14 protein-coding genes and 1 riboswitch are annotated in these 21,792 nt (G+C 66.6%); of the genes, 4 read left to right on the forward strand and 10 right to left on the reverse strand.

What is annotated here, in order from left to right:
- Window positions 1-768 precede the first annotated feature (768 nt).
- Window positions 769-3,291 (forward strand): sodium-translocating pyrophosphatase, encoded by a 2,523-nt coding sequence (locus V7787_RS27440; protein WP_336090479.1) that lies wholly within the window; start codon window positions 769-771, stop codon window positions 3,289-3,291.
- A gap of 195 nt (window positions 3,292-3,486) precedes the next feature.
- Here the strand turns inward: V7787_RS27440 and V7787_RS27445 are convergent, their stop codons facing one another.
- From V7787_RS27445 to V7787_RS27460, 4 genes are all read right to left on the reverse strand, one after another.
- Window positions 3,487-4,140 (reverse strand): hypothetical protein, encoded by a 654-nt coding sequence (locus tag V7787_RS27445; protein ID WP_336090480.1) that lies wholly within the window; start codon window positions 4,138-4,140, stop codon window positions 3,487-3,489.
- Window positions 4,141-4,324: 184 nt separating this feature from the next.
- Window positions 4,325-5,863, reverse strand: coding sequence for a M91 family zinc metallopeptidase (locus tag V7787_RS27450; protein WP_336090481.1), 1,539 nt, complete (start codon window positions 5,861-5,863; stop codon window positions 4,325-4,327).
- 122 nt (window positions 5,864-5,985) lie between these two features.
- The gene (locus V7787_RS27455) at window positions 5,986-6,483 is read right to left on the reverse strand and encodes a discoidin domain-containing protein (RefSeq protein ID WP_336090483.1); all 498 of its coding nucleotides are present in this window, start codon (window positions 6,481-6,483) and stop codon (window positions 5,986-5,988) included.
- Window positions 6,480-7,460, reverse strand: a complete 981-nt coding sequence (locus tag V7787_RS27460) for a sterol desaturase family protein (RefSeq protein ID WP_336090484.1) — start codon at window positions 7,458-7,460, stop codon at window positions 6,480-6,482. The genes V7787_RS27455 and V7787_RS27460 overlap by 4 nt, the downstream gene beginning before the upstream one ends.
- Window positions 7,461-7,813: 353 nt before the next feature.
- On the opposite strand from V7787_RS27460, the gene ppa reads away from it, so the two are divergent.
- Window positions 7,814-8,362, forward strand: a complete 549-nt coding sequence (gene ppa, locus V7787_RS27465) for an inorganic diphosphatase (RefSeq protein WP_336090486.1) — start codon at window positions 7,814-7,816, stop codon at window positions 8,360-8,362.
- A gap of 195 nt (window positions 8,363-8,557) precedes the next feature.
- Here the strand turns inward: ppa and V7787_RS27470 are convergent, their stop codons facing one another.
- The 5 genes from V7787_RS27470 to thiC all read right to left on the reverse strand — a co-directional run bounded on the left by V7787_RS27470 (window position 8,558) and on the right by thiC (window position 18,464).
- A complete protein-coding gene (locus V7787_RS27470) occupies window positions 8,558-11,365 on the reverse strand; it encodes a TonB-dependent receptor plug domain-containing protein (protein ID WP_336090488.1) in 2,808 nt (935 codons plus the stop codon).
- Window positions 11,366-11,962: 597 nt separating this feature from the next.
- Window positions 11,963-12,880 (reverse strand): helix-turn-helix domain-containing protein, encoded by a 918-nt coding sequence (locus V7787_RS27475; RefSeq protein ID WP_336090489.1) that lies wholly within the window; start codon window positions 12,878-12,880, stop codon window positions 11,963-11,965.
- A gap of 143 nt (window positions 12,881-13,023) precedes the next feature.
- Window positions 13,024-15,345 carry a winged helix-turn-helix domain-containing protein gene (locus V7787_RS27480; protein ID WP_336090491.1) on the reverse strand — a complete coding sequence of 774 codons (2,322 nt, stop codon included), beginning with the start codon at window positions 15,343-15,345 and terminating at the stop codon, window positions 13,024-13,026.
- A gap of 288 nt (window positions 15,346-15,633) precedes the next feature.
- Window positions 15,634-16,320 carry an ion channel gene (locus tag V7787_RS27485; protein WP_336090492.1) on the reverse strand — a complete coding sequence of 229 codons (687 nt, stop codon included), beginning with the start codon at window positions 16,318-16,320 and terminating at the stop codon, window positions 15,634-15,636.
- A gap of 266 nt (window positions 16,321-16,586) precedes the next feature.
- Window positions 16,587-18,464: a phosphomethylpyrimidine synthase ThiC gene (gene thiC / locus V7787_RS27490; protein ID WP_336090493.1), complete on the reverse strand. Its 1,878-nt coding sequence runs from the start codon at window positions 18,462-18,464 to the stop codon at window positions 16,587-16,589.
- Between the two features lie 91 nt (window positions 18,465-18,555).
- Window positions 18,556-18,664, reverse strand: a riboswitch (TPP riboswitch).
- 98 nt (window positions 18,665-18,762) lie between these two features.
- Between thiC and V7787_RS27495 the strand changes: the two genes are divergently transcribed.
- A complete protein-coding gene (locus V7787_RS27495; RefSeq protein ID WP_336090494.1) occupies window positions 18,763-19,404 on the forward strand; it encodes a hypothetical protein in 642 nt (213 codons plus the stop codon).
- A gap of 22 nt (window positions 19,405-19,426) precedes the next feature.
- On the opposite strand, the gene V7787_RS27500 is transcribed toward V7787_RS27495, so the two are convergent.
- Window positions 19,427-20,578: a M23 family metallopeptidase gene (locus V7787_RS27500; RefSeq protein WP_336090496.1), complete on the reverse strand. Its 1,152-nt coding sequence runs from the start codon at window positions 20,576-20,578 to the stop codon at window positions 19,427-19,429.
- Window positions 20,579-20,998: 420 nt separating this feature from the next.
- On the opposite strand from V7787_RS27500, the gene V7787_RS27505 reads away from it, so the two are divergent.
- The gene (locus V7787_RS27505) at window positions 20,999-21,550 is read left to right on the forward strand and encodes a YbhB/YbcL family Raf kinase inhibitor-like protein (RefSeq protein WP_336090497.1); all 552 of its coding nucleotides are present in this window, start codon (window positions 20,999-21,001) and stop codon (window positions 21,548-21,550) included.
- Window positions 21,551-21,792: the final 242 nt, after the last annotated feature.

The following is a 21,792-nucleotide window of genomic DNA, read 5'->3' on the forward strand; positions in this document are numbered from 1 at the left end:
GCCCAGCAAGCGGCCTGGGTGCCGCCGGCCTGCTTGCAGTCGTAAATGCACTGGGCCATTTCCGGGGTGATGTTGGCGCTGCCGGCGAAGGCGCTAATGCCTAAGCCCATGCCGAACAAAAACATGCAGCTCGCGATCAGTTTCTTGCTCATTGCTTGGCTCCCCTTTCGGTTTGAAGTTCGACGGAACATCCTTTACCTGCACTTCAAGCGCACGGGCGGCGGCGCGGTCGCGCGGCGCGCCCGGCTCTCGGCCGCGGCAGCGATGCCGCGACGCGCAATGCGTGCTCGTGGCGAGTCCTGAGCGTGCGTTGCGCGCACCGATCTAATCCGCGCTGCGGCGGGCTGTCAAACCGACCGCGCGCGCGCCCGCATCGCGCCCATGGGCCAGCCGCCGGCACCCGCGCATGCGCTCGCGAGCGCGCATGGCCGCGAGCGCATTCAGCGACCGCGCGAGGCCGCGAAAAAGCGGCGGTCAAGGCCGCGACGGGATCGATTAGGGAACCAACCGCATGGGTTCCGTGACTTGGGTCGCAAGCCCGACCCTGTGGCGGACGGGGCGCATGCGCGTGCACGGGGCGTGGTTTCGTCGGCCCAAGGCCTATGCCATAGTCGGCCCACGCCGCGCTCGCAACACGGCGTCGCTGCGATGCAACACGCGCAGCGCGCGAGATGCGATTCCGCGGCACATCGGCCAACGAGCGAATTCTCCGCACACAACTCGATCCGTTGTCCTGTGATGTCCACTTTCTAATTAGGGGAGGGGTTCATGCTGGAGCAGTACGGTTTGATTCTGGCGCTAGGCTGCGCCGTCGTCGCGATCCTCTACGGCATCGTGTCCGCGCGCTGGATCAGCGCTCAACCCGCCGGCAACGCACGCATGCAGGAGATCGCCGGCGCGATCCAGGAAGGCGCACGCGCCTATCTCAATCGCCAATACACCACCATCGCCATCGCCGGCGCGGTGTTGTTCGTACTGATCGGCGTATTCCTCAAATGGCCCGCGGCGATCGGTTTTCTGATCGGCGCGGTGCTGTCGGGTGCGGCCGGTTACATCGGCATGAACGTATCGGTGCGCGCCAACGTGCGCACCGCCGAAGCCGCGCGCAAGGGCATCGGCGCGGCGATGGACGTGGCGTTCCGCGGCGGCGCGATCACCGGCATGCTGGTGGTCGGCCTGGGCCTGCTGGGCGTGGCCGGTTACTGGCTGGCGCTGGGCAAGTTCGGCATCAGCGGCGAAGCGGCGCTGCATGCGCTGGTCGGCCTGGCGTTCGGCTCGTCGCTGATCTCGATCTTCGCCCGCCTGGGCGGCGGCATCTTCACCAAGGGCGCCGACGTCGGCGCGGATCTGGTCGGCAAGGTCGAAGCCGGCATCCCCGAGGACGATCCGCGCAATCCGGCGGTGATCGCCGATAACGTCGGCGACAACGTCGGCGACTGCGCCGGCATGGCCGCGGACTTGTTCGAAACCTACGCGGTGACGGTGATCGCCACCATGCTGCTCGGCGGCCTGATGGCCAGCGAAGTCGGCGCCAACGGCGTGCTGTATCCGCTGGTGCTCGGCGGGGTGTCGATCATCGCTTCGATCATCGGCGCGTTCTTCGTCAAGGTGAAGGCCGGCGGCTCGATCATGGGCGCGCTGTACAAGGGCGTGATCGTCTCGGCGGTGCTGGCCGCGATCGCGTTCTATCCGATCACCAGCGAGCTGATGCGCGACTCCAGCTTCGGCGCGATGAACGTCTACGGCTGCGCCTTGATCGGCCTGATCCTGACCGGCGCGATCGTCTGGATCACCGAGTACTACACCGGCACCCAGTACGGCCCGGTCAAGCACGTCGCCCAAGCCTCCACCACCGGCCACGGCACCAACATCATCGCCGGCCTGGGCGTGTCGATGAAGTCGACCGCGCTGCCGGTGATCGCGGTGTGTCTGGCGATCTGGGGCTCGCACGCGCTGGCCGGTTTATACGGCATCGCCATCGCCGCGACCTCGATGCTGTCGATGGCCGGCATGATCGTCGCGCTCGACGCTTACGGCCCGATCACCGACAACGCCGGCGGCATCGCCGAGATGGCCGAGTTGCCGCCGGAGATCCGCGACATCACCGATCCGCTGGATGCGGTCGGCAACACCACCAAGGCGGTGACCAAGGGCTACGCCATCGGTTCGGCCGCGCTGGCCGCGCTGGTGCTGTTCGCCGATTACACCCACAACCTGCAGGCCGCGCATCCGGGCGTGGTGTTCAACTTCGATCTGTCCGACCACATGGTCATCATCGGCCTGTTGATCGGCGGCCTGATTCCGTACCTGTTCGGCGCGATGGCGATGGAAGCCGTCGGCCGCGCGGCCGGTGCGGTGGTCGAGGAAGTGCGGCGCCAGTTCCGCGACATCGTCGGGATCATGGACGGCACCGGCAAGCCGCAGTACGACAAGGCCGTGGACATGCTGACCAAGTCGGCGATCAAGGAAATGATCGTGCCGTCGTTGCTGCCGGTGATCGTGCCGGTGGTGGTGGGCCTGCTGCTTGGGCCCAAGGCGCTAGGCGGTCTGCTGATCGGCACCATCGTCACCGGTATCTTCGTCGCGATCTCGATGACCACCGGCGGCGGCGCCTGGGACAACGCCAAGAAGTACATCGAAGACGGCCACCATGGCGGCAAGGGCTCGGAAGCGCACAAGGCCGCGGTCACCGGCGACACCGTCGGCGATCCGTACAAGGACACCGCCGGCCCGGCGATCAATCCGCTGATCAAGATCATCAACATCGTCGCGCTGTTGCTGGTGCCGTTGTTGCCGGTCTCGGCGACCAGCGAATCGGCGAGCGCGGCGCACGGCGGCGGCGCGGCCGTCGCGGAGGCATCGGCTGCGCCCGCAGCTAGTGTGGCCGCGGGCGAGGCGACCGAAGCAGCCAACGGCGACACCGCCTCCGCGGAAGCGACGGAACCGACCGCAGCGGGCAACTTGGCCGCAGCGACCGCCGCCGGACAAGCCACGCTGTACTTCGACGTCGGCTCCTCCGCCCTGCCGGCGAGCGCATCGGCCGATCTGGCCGACGTGCTCGCCACGCTCAAGGCATCGCCGGACGAGAAGGCGCGCATCTCCGGTTTCCACGACGAATCCGGCAGCGCCGCGACCAATGCCGAACTGTCCAAGCAGCGCGCGCAGGCGGTGGGCAAGTGGCTGGAGTCGCAAGGCATCGCCAGCGAGCGGATCGAACTGGACCGGCCGGCGGTGACCACCGGCGGCGGCGATCCCCGCCAAGCGCGGCGGGTCGAGGTCAAGGTGGAATAAGCCGATCGGCGATCCCACGAAAACGGCGGCCCAGGCCGCCGTTTTCGTCTTCCCTCGCAAGACCCGACACGCGCCCTGTAGGAGCGGCGCAAGCCGCGACCACGACACCACGCCGACCGGCGTACGCCGGATGTCGCGTCTACCGCGCCAAGAAGAAATCGAATCAGCGGCGACGAAGCGCTCGGCCGCTACACCTCAAGCTTCGAACGCTCCGCGCGCGACATCGAACCACGGCGTGCACAACACCTGTTGGCGTTCGGACACCGCGAACGAAGCGCGCCAGATTTCCAATGCGCCGACACGTTCTGGCGTATCGAAATCGGTATCGGCGAACGCGGCCACGCCCAGACACCAACGCAAGCGCTTGGGCGCTTGCAAGCCGGGCACCGCGAATGCGAACTGGCCGCTCGACTCGCCGCCCGGCGCCAGCTTGAGCGCCAACGACCGCACCGGCGCGGTCGGCGCCGGATTCGCCAACGGCAGCGCGATGTGGCTGAGAGTGACGTCGCCGCCGTCGTCCTTCCAGGCCGGCGGCGCGATCGCGCCGAGCTTCTGCCGTCCGCCGGCCACCGCATGGCGGTCGCCGCGATCGAACACCGCCAGCGCCGCGCCGCCGACGTTGCGCAGTTGGTAATTCACCCGCAGCGCCTGCTTGTCCGCGTCGTAGGCGAAGCCGACATCCAGCGCGGCGCCTTGGCCGTGCACGTGGGTCTTCGCGCCGGTCGACGGCGCGGGAGCGGAAGCTGGCATGGTCCGGGCGGGCTCGGCTGCGAAGGAAGACGACGCGAACGCGGCCGAGGCGATCAGCAGCGCGGCGGCTAAACGGCGATGGGCGGGTTGGAAGATCATGCCGCGACTCTAACGGTGCGCGCGTTGGGCGAGGTGACGGAACCGATCATCGCCCAATCCAGGCGCGATGCCACATGGTCGGCGCGGCATCGGCCCGCGCGTCGCCGATCCTCGCCAAAGCGAAGGCGGCCCGCGCTCGACGCGGGCCGCCTTCGGGCTCCCCAACACGTGGCGCCCGCGCGGTTCAGAGCGAATAGCTCGGACGATCCGGCAGGCCGAGTTCGCCGCGCAGGCCGTTCTCGGTGAGGTGATCGGGGTTGGCGGTGGTCTTGGGCGTGCTCGGATCGCCGTCGAAGTCGTAACCCGGGGCGCTGGTTTCCAGCCCCACCGCCTGGCGCTCGGCGTTCGGCACCTGGCCGTTGTCGGGGCCGGTGCCGCGATAAGTGCCCGGCTGGAAGGTGCCGGTGACGCCGTTATAGGCGTGCGACATCTCGTGATACAGCACCACCACCGGCGCCGGAAATTCGGCCATGTGGAAGGAGGGGTTGTAGCTGATCTGCACGTCGCCGCCCTTGCCCGGCTTGCCGTTGACGATGTCGGCGTCGTTGCTGAAGGTCTGGGCGTAACCGTTTTGTTCGTTGGACAGTTCCTTGATGGTCACGCTGTTGCCGCGCGCGGCGGCTTGATCGAATTGGGCGAGCATCTGCTGGCCGTTGGGCGAGGCGCGCAGGAAATCGATCTCGGCGCCGACCCGCTGCTTGAACGCCTCCGAGCCTTCGATGCTCACGCCCTTGCTGGCGCTGATCTCGACATTGATGACGGTGTTCTTGGCGCCGGTGGCGGCGTTGATCAGGTCGGACGCGGTCTGGGCATAGACCGTGTCGGCGCCGGACTGGTTGTCGACCGTGTCCTTGCCGGCGCCGGTATACACCGCGTCGTCGCCTTCGCCGCCGCGCAGGGTGTCGTCGTCCAGGCCGCCGGAGAGCATGTCCTTGCCGGCGCCGCCTTCCAGGGTGTCGTTGCCCTTGCCGCCTTCCAGGAAGTCCACGCCGTCGCCGCCGGCCAGCCGGTCGGCGCCGTCGCCGCCGTAGACCACGTCGTCGCCGCGGCCGGCGTCCAGGCGGTCGTCGCCGCTGTTGCCGAACAGATCGTCGCGGCCGTCGCCGGTGCTGATGTCGTCGTTGCCCAGGCCGCCGTCGATGCGGTCGTTGCCCGCGCCGGTGGCGATCTTGTCGTCGCCCGCGCCGCCGTCGACGACGATGTTGACCTTGACGTTGGGCGCGACGTTGATGGTGTCGTTGCCGGCGCCGCTGCGGATGGTGAGCTCCTGGTTCTCGCCCAGGCGCACTTCGTATTTCTCGCCGTTGATGCCGACGTCCAGGGTGCCGTCGTCGCGCTGGGTGATCTGCACGTCGTCGTTCTTGGCGCCGGTGGTCAGCACGACTTGATCGGTGCTGACGTAGGTGCGGCCCAGGCCGGCGTCGGCCAGGGTTTGCTCGCGCGCGATCGACACTTCCGCGCCTTGGTGCAGCGGATCGATCTGGATGGTCTTGCCGTCCGGGGTCTGGCCCTGGGTGCGCTGACGCGGGTTGGTGTCGCCGCCGTCGATCGCCACCGCGTCGTCGGCCACCGCGCGTTGCGGCTCGGGCTGGATCGACGGATCGGCGAGCACCGGCGCCTGCGGCTCGGCCAGACGGTTCGGGTCGGCGGCGACCGGGTTGTCCCAGTAGGCATCGACCGGCGGCGGCGGCGCGGGACGGGTGGCGTCGAGCTGAACGGACATGGCGGACCTGCGATGGCTGGAGTGCTGGCCTCCTAGATACGCAGACGTATGTCCCGATCCAAGCTAGGGCGGACCCAAGCTAGGGTTGCCCCGAGGACGATTGCGCGGCGCGCGCGGCGCCGTTACCAGACTTCGAGTTCGTAGATCCGGGTCGCCGGATCGGCCGGATCCTGAGCCGGCTGGGTGACGTCCAGACGCACGTAGCGCGCGCGCGTCGGCGCGATCGGAAGTTCGTTGATGCCGTCGACGTTGTCGTCGCGGCGCACCACCTGCCTCCAGTGCAGCGCATCGCTGGAAACCGACAGCGTGTACGCGCGGGTATTCATCGCCGGCGCTTCGTCGCCGGCTTGCGCGTGCTTGATGGTGAAACCGCGCACGCGCCGCTGCGATTGCAGATCCACCTGCAACCACGACGGCCGCAGCAGCGAGCAGAACTTGTCGTGGGTCTTGCTGGCGAGCAAGCCGTTGACCGCCTTCTCGGCCTCCTCGCCGGGTTTGCAGATCGCCGATCCGGTGGTCGGACGGTGCAAGGCCAGATTGGTCCGCGCGCGCTCGCCCGCGTGCGCGGACGTCAGCGCAGCGGCCGACAACGTCAGTGCGGCAAGCAGCGATCGATTCATGGCGCGCCCTGTTGCGCCAACCAGGCGCGCTTGGTGATTTCGGCGGTCTTGTGCTGACCGTCGTGGCTCCAGCCCGGCGGCATCACCAGGTAAAGCAGCTTGTTTTTCAGGCCCGGCGCGGCCAGCACATCGCGCCCCAAGGCATGGAACTCGCCCAGATACCCGTCGAGAAAACTGCCGGGCTTCATCGGCCGGGTGATGCCGTATTCGATCCGGATGTCGTCGCGCTGCGGCTGATAGGTGCGGAACACGCGATCCCAGATGTTGAGCAGATTGCAGAAATTGGTGTCCATGTAGGCCGCATTGCGCGCGTGGTGCACGCGATGGTGGGCCGGGGTCAGGATGATCCGGTGCAGGAAACCCAGTCGCCCGTCCTTGAGCGCGTGTTCGCCCAGATGGATGAACTGCCCCCACAGCCCGTCGATGAACATGATCAACAGCAACAGCGGCGGCTCCACCCCGGCCAGGATGCAGATGGTGGTGCGGACCAGATCCGCGTACGGCGCTTCCAGAAACAAATGCGCGTAGTTGACCGACAGATTCATCGCCACCGGCGCGTGGTGGGTGGAGTGCAGGCACCACAGCAGCCGCACCTTGTGGGCGAGGTAGTGGTAGACGAAATGAGCGAACTCCCACACCACGTAACCGTAGATCAGCCCGGGCACGCTGATCCCGACCTGGAACGGCGCATACGGCTGGAACACGCCGATGCACAGGGTCACCACGCCGAAGGTCAGGAAGGTCGAGATCAGCCGGTTGGCCAGCAGGGTCAGGAACGGGAGCTTGTAGTCCTCGAGCTTGAACTGGCGCTGGGCGATGGTGCGCAGCAGCTCGTACACCAGCAGGATCGGGATCACCGGGTACAACAAGGCCGCCGCGCCGTCGGCGCTGAGCAAGGCCCGGTAGCCGCGCTCGGCCAACAGTTGCAGCAAGGCGCCCAGGCCGAAAAACCCGACCGCCTCGTTCTGGACATGCACCCACCAATCCATCCCCGCCCCCGCGTTTTAGATCGATCCAATCGTTATGTAGCACCGCCTCCGCGCGCCCTCAAGCAAGGCGCGTCCGGGTACGCCCGAGGGCATTAGAAGACGGTTTTACGGTTTAGAAAGCCCGGCTTGGCGCGGCCGGCCGTTGGTTTTCCATCGCGGCTGTTCGCCGCCGATAGCGGCGCAAAGCGGGACGCTCGCCGCCGATTGGACGTTTACGCACGCCGCGCCTCGGCCCGGCCGGCCGGCCGCCGCGTGCTGCAATGCAACAGCCGGGCGCGTAGAATGGCGCACCTTTTCTTTCATCCGGCCCGCCCCCGCGGGCCTCAGCAGTCGGAGCACACATGGGTCTGGATCTCGTTCCCACCGGCAAGAACCCGCCGCACGAGCTCAACGTCATCATCGAAATCCCGAAGGACGCCGAGCCGGTCAAGTACGAGGTCGACAAGGCCTCCGGCGCGATCTTCGTCGACCGCATCCTGTCGACCCCGATGCGCTACCCCTGCAACTACGGCTACGTCCCGCACACCGTCTGTGGCGACGGCGACCCGGCCGACGTGCTGGTGGTGCTGCCGCTGCCGCTGATCCCGGGCTCGGTGATCCGCTGCCGTCCGGTCGGCGTGCTGCGCATGGTCGATGAGGCCGGCGGCGACGAAAAGATCCTGGCCGTGCCGGTCGACAAGGTGTTCGCCGGTTACAGCCACATCCACGATATCGATCAGGTCAGCTCGCACTGGCTCGAGCGCATCGGCCACTTCTTCGAGCACTACAAGGATTTGGAGAAGGGCAAGTGGGTCAAGCTCGACGGTTGGGGCAACGCCGAGGAAGCCAAGAAGATTCTGGTCGAGTCGATCGAGCGTTATGCGGCCGAGACCGATAAGCCGAAGTTCTGAGCGCGCTTGTCGCGCCCGCAAAAAGGCCGCCTTCGGGCGGCCTTTTTTGTTGTGCGTTCCAGGTCCGCCACCGCGTTCGCGCCTGCGGGAACCGCGGCGACAGGCAGCGACCGGGAGCAGCCCCGAACCCCGAACACAAAAAACCACGGCCCCTTTCGGGGCCGTGGTCGTATTGCGTGGACTCAGGACTTCTTATCAGAAGCGCTGACGGTACTGCATGTAGTAGAAACGGCCCGGGACGTCGTATTGCGGGTCGAACATGTTGTAAGGCGCCGTCAGCGACATCGGCGGCTGCTTGTCGAACACGTTGTTGGCGCCGACCGAAACGGTCGCGTTCCACGGCGTATTCACGCGCAACTGCAAGTCGTGATAGGTCACCCCGCCCATGTGGTTGCGGCCGGCAGGGCCGTCCGCGGTCACGCGGTTCGGCTGGGTGCAGTAGTCTTCAAGACCGGACGGGCAAACCTCGTCCAGGCCGGACTTGTAGCGCATACCCCAGGTCATGCCGATGTCGCCGCGGGTCCAGTCCAGGTACATGTTGGACTTGATGCGCCAGTAAGGATCGTTGCGCAGGTACAGGCCGGCGCGGTGTTCGACCGCGGAGTCCTGCGAGGCCTTGATGGCGAAGTCGGAGGTGTAGCTGGTGTCCCAGGTGATGGCGAACTTGCCCCACGAGGTTTCCGGCAGACGATAGTTCAACGTGACGTCGTAGCCTTCGACCTGGTACTCGGCCAGATTCATCATCGGCATGCGCAGCTTGTCGATGTTGTTCGGCGCGCCCGGGTAAACGGCATTGCGCGAGAACAAACCGCAGTACTGAGCCTGCTCGCCCGGCGTGCCGCCGTAGCACTTGTCCAGGATGAACTGAGCTTCCGGACGGGTGATCGCGTTCTCGATCTTGACCTTGTACCAGTCGACCGAGATGTCGAAACCTTCCAGCCAGCTCGGGTTGTAGACGAAGCCCAAGGTCTTGCTGGTCGAGGTTTCCGGCTGCAGCTGGGTGTTGGAGGTCCAGGTGAACGCTTCCACGCTCTGCGAGCCGGTGCCGCCGTACTGCACGTAGCCCGGACCGACGCCCTGGCCGGCGCAACGGGCGGCGATCTGCGCGTTGGAACCGCCGTTGTTGCACGGATCGGTGAAGGTCTCGTACGAACCCTGATCGCCCGCGAACAGGTTGTCGATGCTCGGCGCGCGGAAGCCTTCGGTGTAGTTACCGCGGATCATCAGGTCGTCGAACGGCTTCCAGCGGAAACCGAACTTGCTGTTGAGCGTGTTGCCGAAGTTGCTGTAGTCCGAGTAACGGGCCGCGACGCTGAAGTCCAGCAGCTTGGCGAACGGCAGGTCGGCCAGGACCGGGATCGCGAGTTCGACGTAGAACTCGTCGAGCTTGTACGAGCCGGAGGTCGGCTTGCTCGGGTTGCCGGTGCTCAAGCCGGCGGCGACGAACGCGTCCGGATCGTACTGGCCGCTCTCGGTGCGGTGTTCATAACCGGCGGCGATGCCCAGCGGGCCCGCCGGCAGGGTGAACAGCTCGCCGCTGATGTTGGCGGTGTAGCTCTTGGAGATGACGGTGTTGGAATCGTGAGCGGTGAACGCGCTGTAGCCGATCGCTTCGGGAGTGATCGAGCCGTTGCCGCCGAGCGGATTCATCGGCACGCAGCCCGGGATCACGTCGCCGCGGGCGTCGAGGCAGACGACTCGGCCATCGCGCAGTTCCGAACGGCCATTGGCCTGGGCGAGCGCGCTCTTGTTGAAGAAGCCGTAGGTCAGGACGTTTTCGTCGGTCTTGTCGTAGCGGTAACCGACGTCCCAATCGAAGTTGCGGCCGCCCAGTTCGAACGCGCCTTCCAGCGCGCTGTAGAAGTGCCAGGTCTTGACGTTCTGGTTGTACGAACGGCCACCGGACTCCTGCATGCGGCGAGCGACGATCAGATCGCGCGCGCCACCGGGAACCAGACCGTTGTAGAAACCGTTCGGGTTGGTCGGGTTGTAGTAGCTGTCGCCGGTCAGGTTGATGCCGGTGACCGGCATCGCCGCGAGCAACTGCTCCGACTTGCGCTCGTTGTAAAGCGCTTCGGTGCGGAAGGTCAGGTTGTCGACGATGTTGAAGGTACCCTGCGCGAACAGCGAGGTACGCTCCTGCGGCGTCACCAGATAGTTGTCCGGAGCGGTGTTGTAGCCCTGGGTGTTGGCGTCGTACGGCGTGACCTTGCCGTCGATGATGCGGTACGGCTTGTTGTCGCCGTTGGCGTCGACGAACGCGCCCGGGAAACCGGTGCCGCTGTTGCCGCTGAAGAACGGAGCGCCGCCGGCGGAGATCTTGCGATCGCCGGCCATGACCGCTTCTTCCTTCACGTACGACGCGCCCAACAGCAGCGTCGAGCGGTCGTTGGTGGTGCCCAGGGTGAAGTCGTAAGCCTGGCGGGTGCCGTCGCCCTGGCCGTACTGACCGATGTACGCGCCGGCCTCGGCGCCGTCGAAGTTGCGGCGGGTGATGATGTTGACCACGCCGGCGATGGCGTCGGAGCCGTAGATGGTCGACGCGCCGTCCTTCAGCACTTCCACGCGCTCGATGATCGAGGCGGGGATGGTGTTCAGATCGACGCTGCCGTCGGTCTGGGTGGTCCAACGGCGGCCGTTGACCAGAACCAGGGTGCGCGCGGAACCCAGGTTGCGCAGGCTGATGCCGGCGGTGCCGCTGTTGCCGTTGTTGACGGTGGTGTTGAGCGCAGCGCCGTTGCTGGAAATGCGCTGCAGCACGTCGGCGACCGAAGTCACGCCTTGCTTGTCGATTTCGGCGCGGCTCAGGGTGAAGATCGGCTGCGAGGTTTCCAGATCCGCGCGCTTGATGCGCGAACCGGTAACTTCGATGCGGTCGAGGGTCTTGGCTCCAGCGGACGAATCGGTTTCCTGGGCGCTGGCGAATGCCGGGATCAGCGCGATCGCGATGCCAGCCGGCAGTAAGCCAAGCCGCGCCGCGGGGCGCAGACTGCGATGGTTCATCTATCTCTCTCCAGTAATCTCGTTATGGGCGTGTTAAAACGCCCTGCAAAATTACGTTCGAAGTGCCGATGCTGCTTTGCGGCGGAGGCCGGGAGGTTTTGCCGAATCGGCCCTCGCGGTTCGAGTTACGTTGCAGTAACGATCGCGACGCGACGCTGAAACGTGATGAATTTTCGGTATTTTTGACCGCTCGCGCATTCAGTTGCGCAATCGCTTCGGTCGTTGCATCGCGCGTTGCCAAACGCACGCGCGCACTTTGCGCAATCGGTCCGGAGACTTTGCATGTGCGCTTTCGCGCTGCGCTAGCAGCGACACGCGATCTGTTTTACAGGAGTGACGGCGCAAGCGATCGCCGCGCGCGTCCGCCGAGGCTTCGCTGCGCGGTGCGCAGTCGAAACCTCGGCGTTTTCATCGTCAACGGGAATCTGCAACGGGGGGAGGCTGGCGGACATGCGGCTGCGGGTCGACGCGAACGGTCGTGAAGCAGGCATGCGGCTGGGCCAGGTGTCGCGGGAGTTCCTTGCGAAGCGGTCTTCGCGGTCTTGCTTACTAACGGTGTCGCTTAACGGTGTCTCAGGTTGAAGCTTGGCGAAACTTTCAGCTCGCCATCGCCAGCTTGCGCATCAGCGGCAACGCGGCCTGCTTGGCCGATTCCAGCTTGGCCGCGGTCGCGGCGCTGCGGTAACGCGTGGCCGAGGTGCCGAAACGGGCGCGGAAGGCGCGAGCGAAGCTGCAGCAGTTGTCGAACCCGCTGGCGGCGGCGACTTCGCCGATCATCATCGAGGTGTTCTTCAACAAGTCCGCGGCGTGTTCCAGACGCATGCGCGCCGAGGCGGCCTGCGGGCTTTCTTCGTACAGGCTGTGGAAGGTCTTGGAGAAGTACCAACTGGAGAAGCTGGTCAGCTCGGCCAACTCGCTGATCCGCACGACCCGGTCGCAATTGCCTTCCAGGTACAGACGGGCGCGTTGCAGACGGCCGAACACCTGACGCTTGCGGCTGCGCGAACGGCCCGGGCAACGCTGGATGCGCGAGGTCAGCTCGCGCTGGACGCCGGCCAGGTGCAGCAGGATCGGACGCAGGGCGTTGATGTCGAAGCCGGTGTCGAGCTCGCCGTTGCGGGCGTGGGCCTGACGCCACAGGCGCAGGGCGATGCGGGCGTCGTGACGGCTCATGCGGCCGCGGCCGGCGTACAGGCTGCTGTCGGACAGACGGGCCATGGCCTTGATCGCGTCGGCGGTCAGGTTCAGGCCGATGCAGACGCCGTAACGGTCGGCCTGCAGGACCGGCTTGGAGTCGCGCTCGAACGCGATCCAGTCGCCGCGCTTCAGTCGGAACTTGCCTTCCTTAGCCTCGACCCACGAGCTGCCGCGCAGCTGCACCCAGATCGAGAAGTGAGTACCGGACAACTGGGCGCTGCCCAGTCGCGAGACGCCGACGCAACTTGCCTGAACGGACAGATCCTGAGCGTCCAGCTGCAGCAGCTGTCCGCGATCGGCCCACAATGCTTGCTCCATTGGTCCACCTCATTTGCGGGGAATGAGGTTTTTATTTGCCTGAGCAACGACCACGGCACCGGAAATTTGACGGAGAGTTAGACGAATTCGGAACGACATCACAACCGAAGCTTTTCCGAAAGAGGTTTTTAGAGCCAGATCAATCAGTTAAGCCAGCCCGGCACGAAGGTCTTCGGCTCTTCGGGCAGGTCCATGTAACCGATATCGGCGCCGTCCCACTTGGCCAGCGACAGATACACCACGTCGCCGCGCGGGCTCAGGCTGAATCCGTTGGGCGCCGAACGCCGGCTTTGGTCCAGGCACAGCACCGACGGCGGCGCGTCCGGGGTGGCGATCCGGCGCAGCAGCGCCAGGCAGGTCGGCTGCTGATCCAGGTAGCGCAGCTCGCCGGTCTGGGTCGCCACTTCCCACAGCCGGTAGCGGTCGGCGACGGGTTCTCCGTCGTCGATGCGACGGACGCTGGACGCGGTCAGGGCCAGATCGGCCTGCCACAGCCCGGCCTGGGTCTGACGGGTGAACAGCAGTCGGTTGCGGGCGCCGTCGACCCGGACCTGGGAGACGTCGTCGATCGCCCCGACCGCGACCCACGGCGAGCGCCGCCGGTCGAACAGATTCAGCCGCGGGCGGCCGTCGTCGGCGCTGGCCAGGACCAACAGCCGGTCCGGATCGGGCAGTTGCACCGCCTGCAGGGGTTCGGCCACCGGCACCGGCAGGTGGGTGACCTTGCCGCTGGCCGGGACGATTTCGTTGACCACGTTGCGGCCTTCGCTGTTCGGGCCGACCACGGTGACCCGGCTGCTGTCGGCCGACCAGGACGCGGGGTAGCGCGTGCCCGGCTGCAGGCCCGACAGCATCCGCAGCGAGTCCGGCTGATCCAGGTCGGCCCACCACAAGTGGTTGCTGCCGGAGCGGTCGGAGAAGAACACCAGCTGGCGCCCGTCCGGCGCCACCATCGGCAGCATGTCGCGCGCCGAGGACGGGAACAGCGGGTCGACCACGTGCACCGCGCCCTTGGAGGTATCGCCCAGCACCACCCGGAACAGGCCGTAATAGGGTTTGCGCTGGACGAAGGCCGCGGCCGGGCGCGAGGCCGCCACCGCCGGCGCCTGCGCCGATTCGATGCCCAGGTCGCGGGCCTGCCCGGTTTCCAGGTCGAGCCGGAACATCCGGGTGTCGCCGTCGATCATTCGCCCGAACAGGATGCTGCGGCTGTCGGGCAGCCAGTCCCAGCCGCGCACGTCGGCGCTGAGCTGGCTGAGCCGCTCGGCGCTGCCGCCTTCGGCCGGCAGCCGCCAGAAATCGCCCTGCGGGTTGTTGCGCAGGAACACGATCCAGCGCCCGTCGGGCGAGAACCGCGGCGACAGATCGACATTGCCGGCGCCGGGCCGGTACGGCACCGCGCGCCATTCGCCGCTGGCCAGATCGAGCACGCGCATGCCGACCAGGCCTTGCGCGGTCAGCATGCTGCCGAAAATCAGCCCGCGCCCGTCCGGGGTCCATTCGAAGGTCGGCGGGCTGCGCGGGTCGCAGTCGCCGATCTCGCGTTCGGCGCCGCCGTTGGCCGCGATCATCAGCACCGTGCACGACACCCCGGGCTCGACCCGCAGGAACGCGATCGAGCGCCCGTCCGGCGACCACGCCGGCGCGCTGTCCTCGGCCAGGCCGCTGGGCCGGGTGAGCTGGCGCGGCGGGGTTTGATCGGTGGTCTGGACCAGGATCGCGGTGCCGCGCTGGCCCTCGGGGATGGCCACGTACGCCACCAGCGCCGCGTCGGGCGACAGGGTCGGCGCCAGTTCGAACCCGGGCATCGAGGTGATCAGCCGGTACGGCCGCGCGGTGTTGGCCACGCGCGCGGAGTCGACCGGCGCGGCGGCCGGGCCGGCGGTATGCGGCAGCCGCGCCAGCGACCACCACACCAGCAGCGCGACCAAGGCCACCACCGCGGCGATCGCGCCGACGATCGAGCGCCAGGTGCCGCGCGGACGCGGGCGCATCGGCAGCGGAATCGGCTCGACGCGTTCGTCGAACGCAACCGCTTCAGCGCCGGAACTTGCGTTTTCCGCTTCCGGCGCCGGCTCGGCCTCGTGCGCCGGCGTCGCCGCCGGGCTCAGCCATTCGACCCGGGCCAGCAGCCGGTAACCGTTCTTGGCGATGGTTTCGATGTAGCGCGGATTGCCGCGGTCTTCATCGAAGGCCTTGCGCAGTTGGGTCACCGCCTGGGTGACCACGTCGTCGGTCGGCAGGGTGTCGGGCCAGACCTCGGCGAGCAAGGCGTCGCGGCTGACCACCCGATCGGCATGTTCCACCAGCACCAGCAGCACGCCCATCGACTTGGGCGTGATCCGGCGCGGCCGCCGCGCACCCGGCGCGCGGATCTCGCGCAGCGGAATGTCGACCACGCAATCGCCTACCCGCAGGTGCTCGGCGGGCAAAGTCGATGTCGATGGTTCGTGGAGTCGCGGCATGAATCCTGCTAATGGTGCGCACTTGCCCAGTGCCGGTCATGTGCCTGAACGCATAGGTCACAAGAACGACAAACCGACATATCCGGCATGGCGCGGCGGCGCGATCGGGAAAGCGCGCCTTTGCTTCTTGTTCTAGCCGCCATTCTACCGTTCGCGGCGCGCGGCCGACCCGGCTAAAACGTCGCAGAAGAGCCGATATGCGCCGAAAATCCGAAACATATCGTTCCAAAACGCGGGAAAGCCGGTGTATTTATGTGTAACGGGCGGCGATCTTAGTTCCCTTTCGTTTCAGCGCCGTTCATGCCGGAGCATGGTCAGGCCGATCAACCGCGACACCACCGCGGCGATATAACCCACGCCGGCGAACTGCTCGAACATGGTCAGCACGCGCGCGGCCGGACTCATCGGCAGGATGTCGCCCAGGCCGACCGCCGACAGGTTGGTGAAACTCAGGAACAGCAGTTCGATCCAGGTCCGCGGCTCGCCGGGCCGCTCGGCGCCGACGAAGCTGCCCGGATACCAGGCCTGACAGACCAGGAAGGCGTAGGCGAAACCCCAGGCCAGCAGGGTGAAGGTGGCGCCGGCGGCGAACAGTTCGTCGGCGGTGACCTTGTGATCGCTCATCATGTAGGCGATCAGCGCGCCGGCCGCGTAGAAGTACAGCGCCGCTTCCAGCGCCGAGGACAGCACCAGCAGGCCCGGGCTTTCGATCAGCACCGACAGCACCGACAACGCGAACGCCGGCACCGCGATGATCCAGGCGATCCATTTGATCGCCGGGCTGCGGTTGACCACCCACACCGCCAGCGCCAGCACCAATACGCCGAACGCGCCGAACACCACCCGGCCGCCGCCGGCGGGTTCGAACAAGGGATAGGCCAGCATGCTCAGCAACTGCGCCGCCAGCAGGAACGCCGAGGGATGCCGGCGGGCGATGACGCGCCATTTGAGGGATGCGTAGCTGAGTTCGCTCATGGCGGGAGTTTGCAGGAGTTGCCGCGGGGCCGACAGAGGGTTGCGGCAGAAGCTAAGAAGCTAAGAGCAAATCCCCCTCAATCCCCCTTTTTCAAAGGGGGAGGTGCTTCGGGTTGAGGCGTGGTGGCTGGACGCTGCGTCGAGTACCGCGCCCCTGCTTGTCTTCCCCCTTTGAAAAAGGGGGATTGAGGGGGATTTGCTTTTAGCGGCAACCCCCAAAGCCCCATCGCCGGCGCGCCGCCTCAAGCGACGCGCCAGCCGTGCGATCAAGCGCGCTTGTAAACCTCAGCACCCTGCGCCCGGAACTCCGCCGCCTTCTCCGCCATGCCCTCGCTCAACGCGGCGGTTTCCTCCACGCCATGCTCCTTGGCGTACTCGCGCACATCCTGGGTGATCTTCATCGAACAGAAATGCGGCCCGCACATCGAGCAGAAATGCGCGACCTTGTGCGCATCCTTCGGCAGCGTTTCATCGTGGTACTCGCGCGCCCGCTCCGGATCCAGGCCGATATTGAACTGATCTTCCCAACGGAACTCGAACCGCGCCTTGCTCATCGCGTTGTCGCGCGCCTGCGCGCCCGGATGGCCCTTGGCCAGATCGGCCGCGTGCGCGGCGATCTTGTACGCCATCAAACCTTCGCGCACATCGTGCTTGTTCGGCAGGCCCAAATGCTCCTTGGGCGTGACGTAACAAAGCATCGCGGTGCCGTACCAACCGATCATCGCCGCGCCGATCGCACTGGTGATGTGGTCGTAACCCGGCGCGATGTCGGTGGTCAGCGGGCCGAGGGTGTAGAACGGCGCTTCGCCGCACACCTCCAGCTGCTTTTCCATGTTTTCCTTGATCAACTGCATCGGCACGTGGCCGGGGCCTTCGATCATGGTCTGCACGTCGTGCTTCCAGGCGATCTGGGTCAGCTCGCCCAGGGTTTCCAACTCGCCGAACTGGGCCGCGTCGTTGGCGTCGGCGATCGAACCCGGGCGCAAGCCGTCGCCGAGCGAGAAGGCCACGTCGTAGGCCTTCATGATTTCGCAGATGTCTTCGAAGTGGGTGTAGAGGAAGTTTTCCTTGTGGTGCGCCAAGCACCACTTGGCCAGGATCGAGCCGCCGCGCGAGACGATGCCGGTGACGCGCTTGGCGGTCAGCGGCACGTAACGCAGCAACACGCCGGCGTGGATGGTGAAGTAATCCACGCCCTGCTCGGCCTGTTCGATCAGGGTGTCGCGGAAGATCTCCCAGTTGAGTTCTTCGGCGCGGCCGTCGACCTTCTCCAGCGCCTGATAGATCGGCACCGTACCGATCGGCACCGGCGAATTGCGGATGATCCACTCGCGGGTTTCGTGGATGTGCTTGCCGGTCGACAGGTCCATCACCGTGTCGCCGCCCCAGCGCATCGACCACACCAGCTTCTCCACTTCCTCGGCGATGCCCGAAGACACCGCGGAATTGCCGATGTTGGCGTTGACCTTGGTCAGGAAGTTGCGGCCGATGATCATCGGCTCGCTTTCGGGGTGATTGATGTTGTTGGGGATGATCGCGCGGCCGCGCGCGACTTCGTCGCGGACGAACTCGGGGGTGATGATCTTCTGGATATCGGCGCCGAAGCTCTGGCCCGGGTGCTGATTGAGCAGGTGCGCTTCGCGGATCGATTCCAGCCGCTGGTTCTCGCGGATCGCGATGTACTCCATTTCCGGCGTGACGATGCCGCGGCGCGCGTAATGCATCTGGGTGACGTTGGCGCCGGCGACGGCGCGGCGCGGCAGCGGCCGGTTGCCGAAGCGCACGTGCGCCAGCTTGGGGTCGTGCTCGCGCTTGCGGCCGAACTCCGAGGACAGGCCGCTCAGCAGCTCGGTGTCGCCGCGCTCGGCGATCCAGGCCGCGCGCAGCGGCGCCAGGCCCGAGGCGAGGTCGATGCGCGCGTTGGGATCGGTATACGCGCCGGAGGTGTCGTACACCGCCAGCGGTGCGTTGTCTTCGCCGCCGAAGATGGTCGGCGTGCGGGCGAGTTCGATCTCGCGCATCGGCACCTGCAAGTCCGCGCGCGAGCCTTGCACGTAGATCTTGCGCGAACCGGGGATCGGGCGAGTGACGTCTGCCGAGAGTTGCTCGGCTTGCTGGATCAGTTCGGAGGGCACCGCATTCATGGCAATTGGTCCGCTTTGGAGGGGAAAGCCGCACACACACGGGTGCGGCGTTGCGAGTTCGACTCGCACAAAGCGGGCGCGCGGACGCCAGATCGCGTCCTGCGAAGCTTCCCTACGGCGGTCTCAACCGCATCAGGTTCGAAGGGACTGTCTCAACCGGACGGCCGTTCAGGCCCGTCGCGGTACCCCCGCTTCAAGCGTGCATTAGACCTGGAAACGGCGCCGGGCGCCAATCTCGCCGCCGCCCTTGCTCTCGGTCCGCCTTGCCGGCGCGGTGCCGGCCCGCTAGCGTGCCGGCATGAACCCATCCCGCCTGCCCCGCTCCCTTGCCCCGCTCGCCCTGCTGGCCTTGCTGCTGAGCGCCTGCGGCCCCATGGACCGAGTCGTAGTGCTGCCGCCGCCCTCGCCGGGGATGGAAGCCACCGCCGCCCGCGGCAAGGATTTGGTAGTGGCGCTGCAGGGCTTGTGCGGCAAGGCCTTCGCCGGCCGCATCGTCGCCAATACGCCGGCCGCCGCCGACGATCCGTTCGCCGGCAAGACCCTGGTCATGCACGTGCGCGGTTGCAAGGACGACGCCGTCCGCGTCCCGTTCCATGTCGGCGACGACCATTCGCGCACCTGGGTGTTCGCGCGCACCGGCGATGGCTTGAGTTTCAAGCACGATCACCGCCACCGCGACGGCAGCGAAGATCAATTGACTCAGTACGGCGGCGACCTGATCGCCGGCGACAAAGCCGGCCGCTACGAATTCCCCGCCGATGCGCACAGCCGCGCGCTGTTCCGCAAACTCGGCCGCGAAGTCTCGGTGCCGAACGTTTGGGCGGTGGAGATCGACTCGCAGCGTTTTATCTACGAACTCGCCCGCCCCGGCCGCCTGTTCCGGGTCGAGTTCGATCTGACCCAACCGATACCCGCGCCCCCGCCGCCGTGGGGCGGCTGAGGACGCGGGCACGGCGCGGGCCTTAGTTCGGGCCCGGGTTGGTGTACCAGCCGTAGCAGGTGTTCTGACCGTTCTTGGTCAGATAGAACCGGCTGCAGTTGGTGTCGTAGCTGCTGCCGGTGGCGGTGATGCGATAGCCCGACAGATACGTGCCGTTGAGGTGATAGAAGCTGCCGTTCTGCTTGAGCGACCAATGCTCGTGCGGGCCGGTCGAGCTGCCGCCGTTGCACAGCGCCTGCGCCTGGGTATTGGCCGGATTGGCGATGGCGGTGTTCATCGACACGTTGGCGCCGGTGTTGTACTGGATGTTCATCAGGTGGTAGTAGGTGGTCGACCAGCCGCCGCTATGCACCACCTCGGCGAAGCACGAGGAATGGCGCTTGAACGAACCCGCCGCCGACGCCGACACCCAGACGTTGTTCTGGTTGCTGCCCCAGCCGCCGCCCAGCGACATGTCCAGCGAGGACATCGGGTAGTTGCCCGAGCCGGTGTTGGTGTGGGCGCCGCCGACATGCCAGCGCGCGCCGCGCGGGAACGGGAACTGCAGCAGGCCGTTGGGCGAGAGCGGTTGCACGTCCGGGCCGGCCTTGGCGAAACGCGCCGACGGCGCTTGCGCCTTGCGCGCTTCGTTGAACAAACGGCCGTAGACCAACTGGAACTCGCCGTCGCCGCTCAGCGCCGCGCTGTACTCGCTGGCGCCGGAACGTTCGAACAGCGCCTGCAGCGGATTGGCCCGGGCCACGGTCACCGCGCCCTTGGCGTTGGGGCCGTCGTTTTCGTACAGCGATTCGCGCAAGGCCTGCGCCACTTCGCGCGTTTGCGCGTTGAAGTCGCCGCTCTTGGCCAGCTTGCCGAACGGCCGGCGCATGGCGTCGCGCGCGGCGTTCTTGCCGGTGATCGCGCCGCTTTGCTGTTCCATCAACGCGATCAGCACCTTCGGGCTGATCCCGCTGTAGCCGGCCCAGTGCGAAATCGACTCGGCGTGCTTGACCAGATGCGGCGCGTTCTTGGCCAGGTACGCATCGATGTCGAAGTCGAACATTTCATCGTAGGAATACACCAGATCCTGACCGCTCAAACCGCGTTCGGCCGCGCCCGCGCCGCCGGCGATCGCCGCCAGCACGCAACACGCCAACAGCCCCAATCCTTTCTTGGCAAACGTCTTGTCCGACATCGTCTTGCTCCCGAGGTGTGGTTGGGCGGAACGCACTGGCAGCACCGCGTCGTCGTACGCGGACTTCGCTCGCGGCGGCCGCCCGAAATGTTGCGAGCGCAACGACTCTGCCCCCGGGCGCAAGCGCTGTCGTGCGACTTGGGTCAAATCGCAACGGCGCAAATGAGACTGCCGCTGCAACATCCGCACAAGAATGGATGAGCGGCAAAAAGCCCTTGATTTCTGCGTTCAGCAAGAATCGGGCGCAGCGCACAGATCGCGCTGTCGGCGCACGATCGTGCGAATTCGCCGACGCAGCGGCCGATATGCGCACCGCTTCAATCGCCATAGCCGACGACGCGCACAAAACCCTCGGCGCGGGGCATCATGTGCGCACGCATCTCCCCGTCCACCTAGCGCATCGCGCATGGAGCCCTTCGCATGGAACTGCCGTCCCGCCGCCTGTTGCCGTTGATCCTGTCGCTGTCGTTGTCGGCCCCGTTGGCGCAAGCCGCCGATTTCAGCGTGGAAAGCCCCGATCTGCGCGAGGGCGAAACCATCGCTCCGGCGTTCGTGCTCAAGGGCGCCGGCTGCACCGGCAGCAATACCTCGCCGCGCCTGGATTGGAAGAATCCGCCGGAAGGCACCCGCAGTTTCGCGGTCACCGTGCGCGATCTGGACGCGCCCAACGACGGCGGTTTCTGGCATTGGCTGGTGGTGAACATTCCGGCCCAGACCCAGTTGCTCGAACACGGCGCCAGCGCCGCCGGCCTGCCCGAGGGCGCCTTGCAGATCCGCAACGACTACGGCCGCACCGGTTACGGCGGCCCCTGCCCTGCGCCGGGCAAGCTGCACCGTTACGAGTTCACGGTGTGGGCCTTGAAGGTCGACAAGTTGAAGATCCAGGCCAGCGCCGGCGGCGCGCTCGGCGGTTTCATGATCAAGCAGAACGCGCTGGGTCAGGCCACGCTGACCACGAAGTACGAGCGCTGAGCGGCGCGGGTGGTTCGACGGCCGTCGCGCGGCGGCCGTCGACTCGGCAGCCGCTTTCCGGCCCCGCCGGCGCCCTGCGCAAATTTTCGCGCCCCCTCTTGACGCGCCGCACAACGGCGGGTTATTGCTAATCCATGCACCCCGCCTTCGCCACCGTCCGCAACACATCGTCCCTGGCCTCCGGCCGGGTATCGATCGTATCGGCGATGTCGATTACCACCACTGGTACCGGTACCACTCCT

Source organism: Pseudomonas sp. CGJS7 (genome assembly GCF_036961695.1).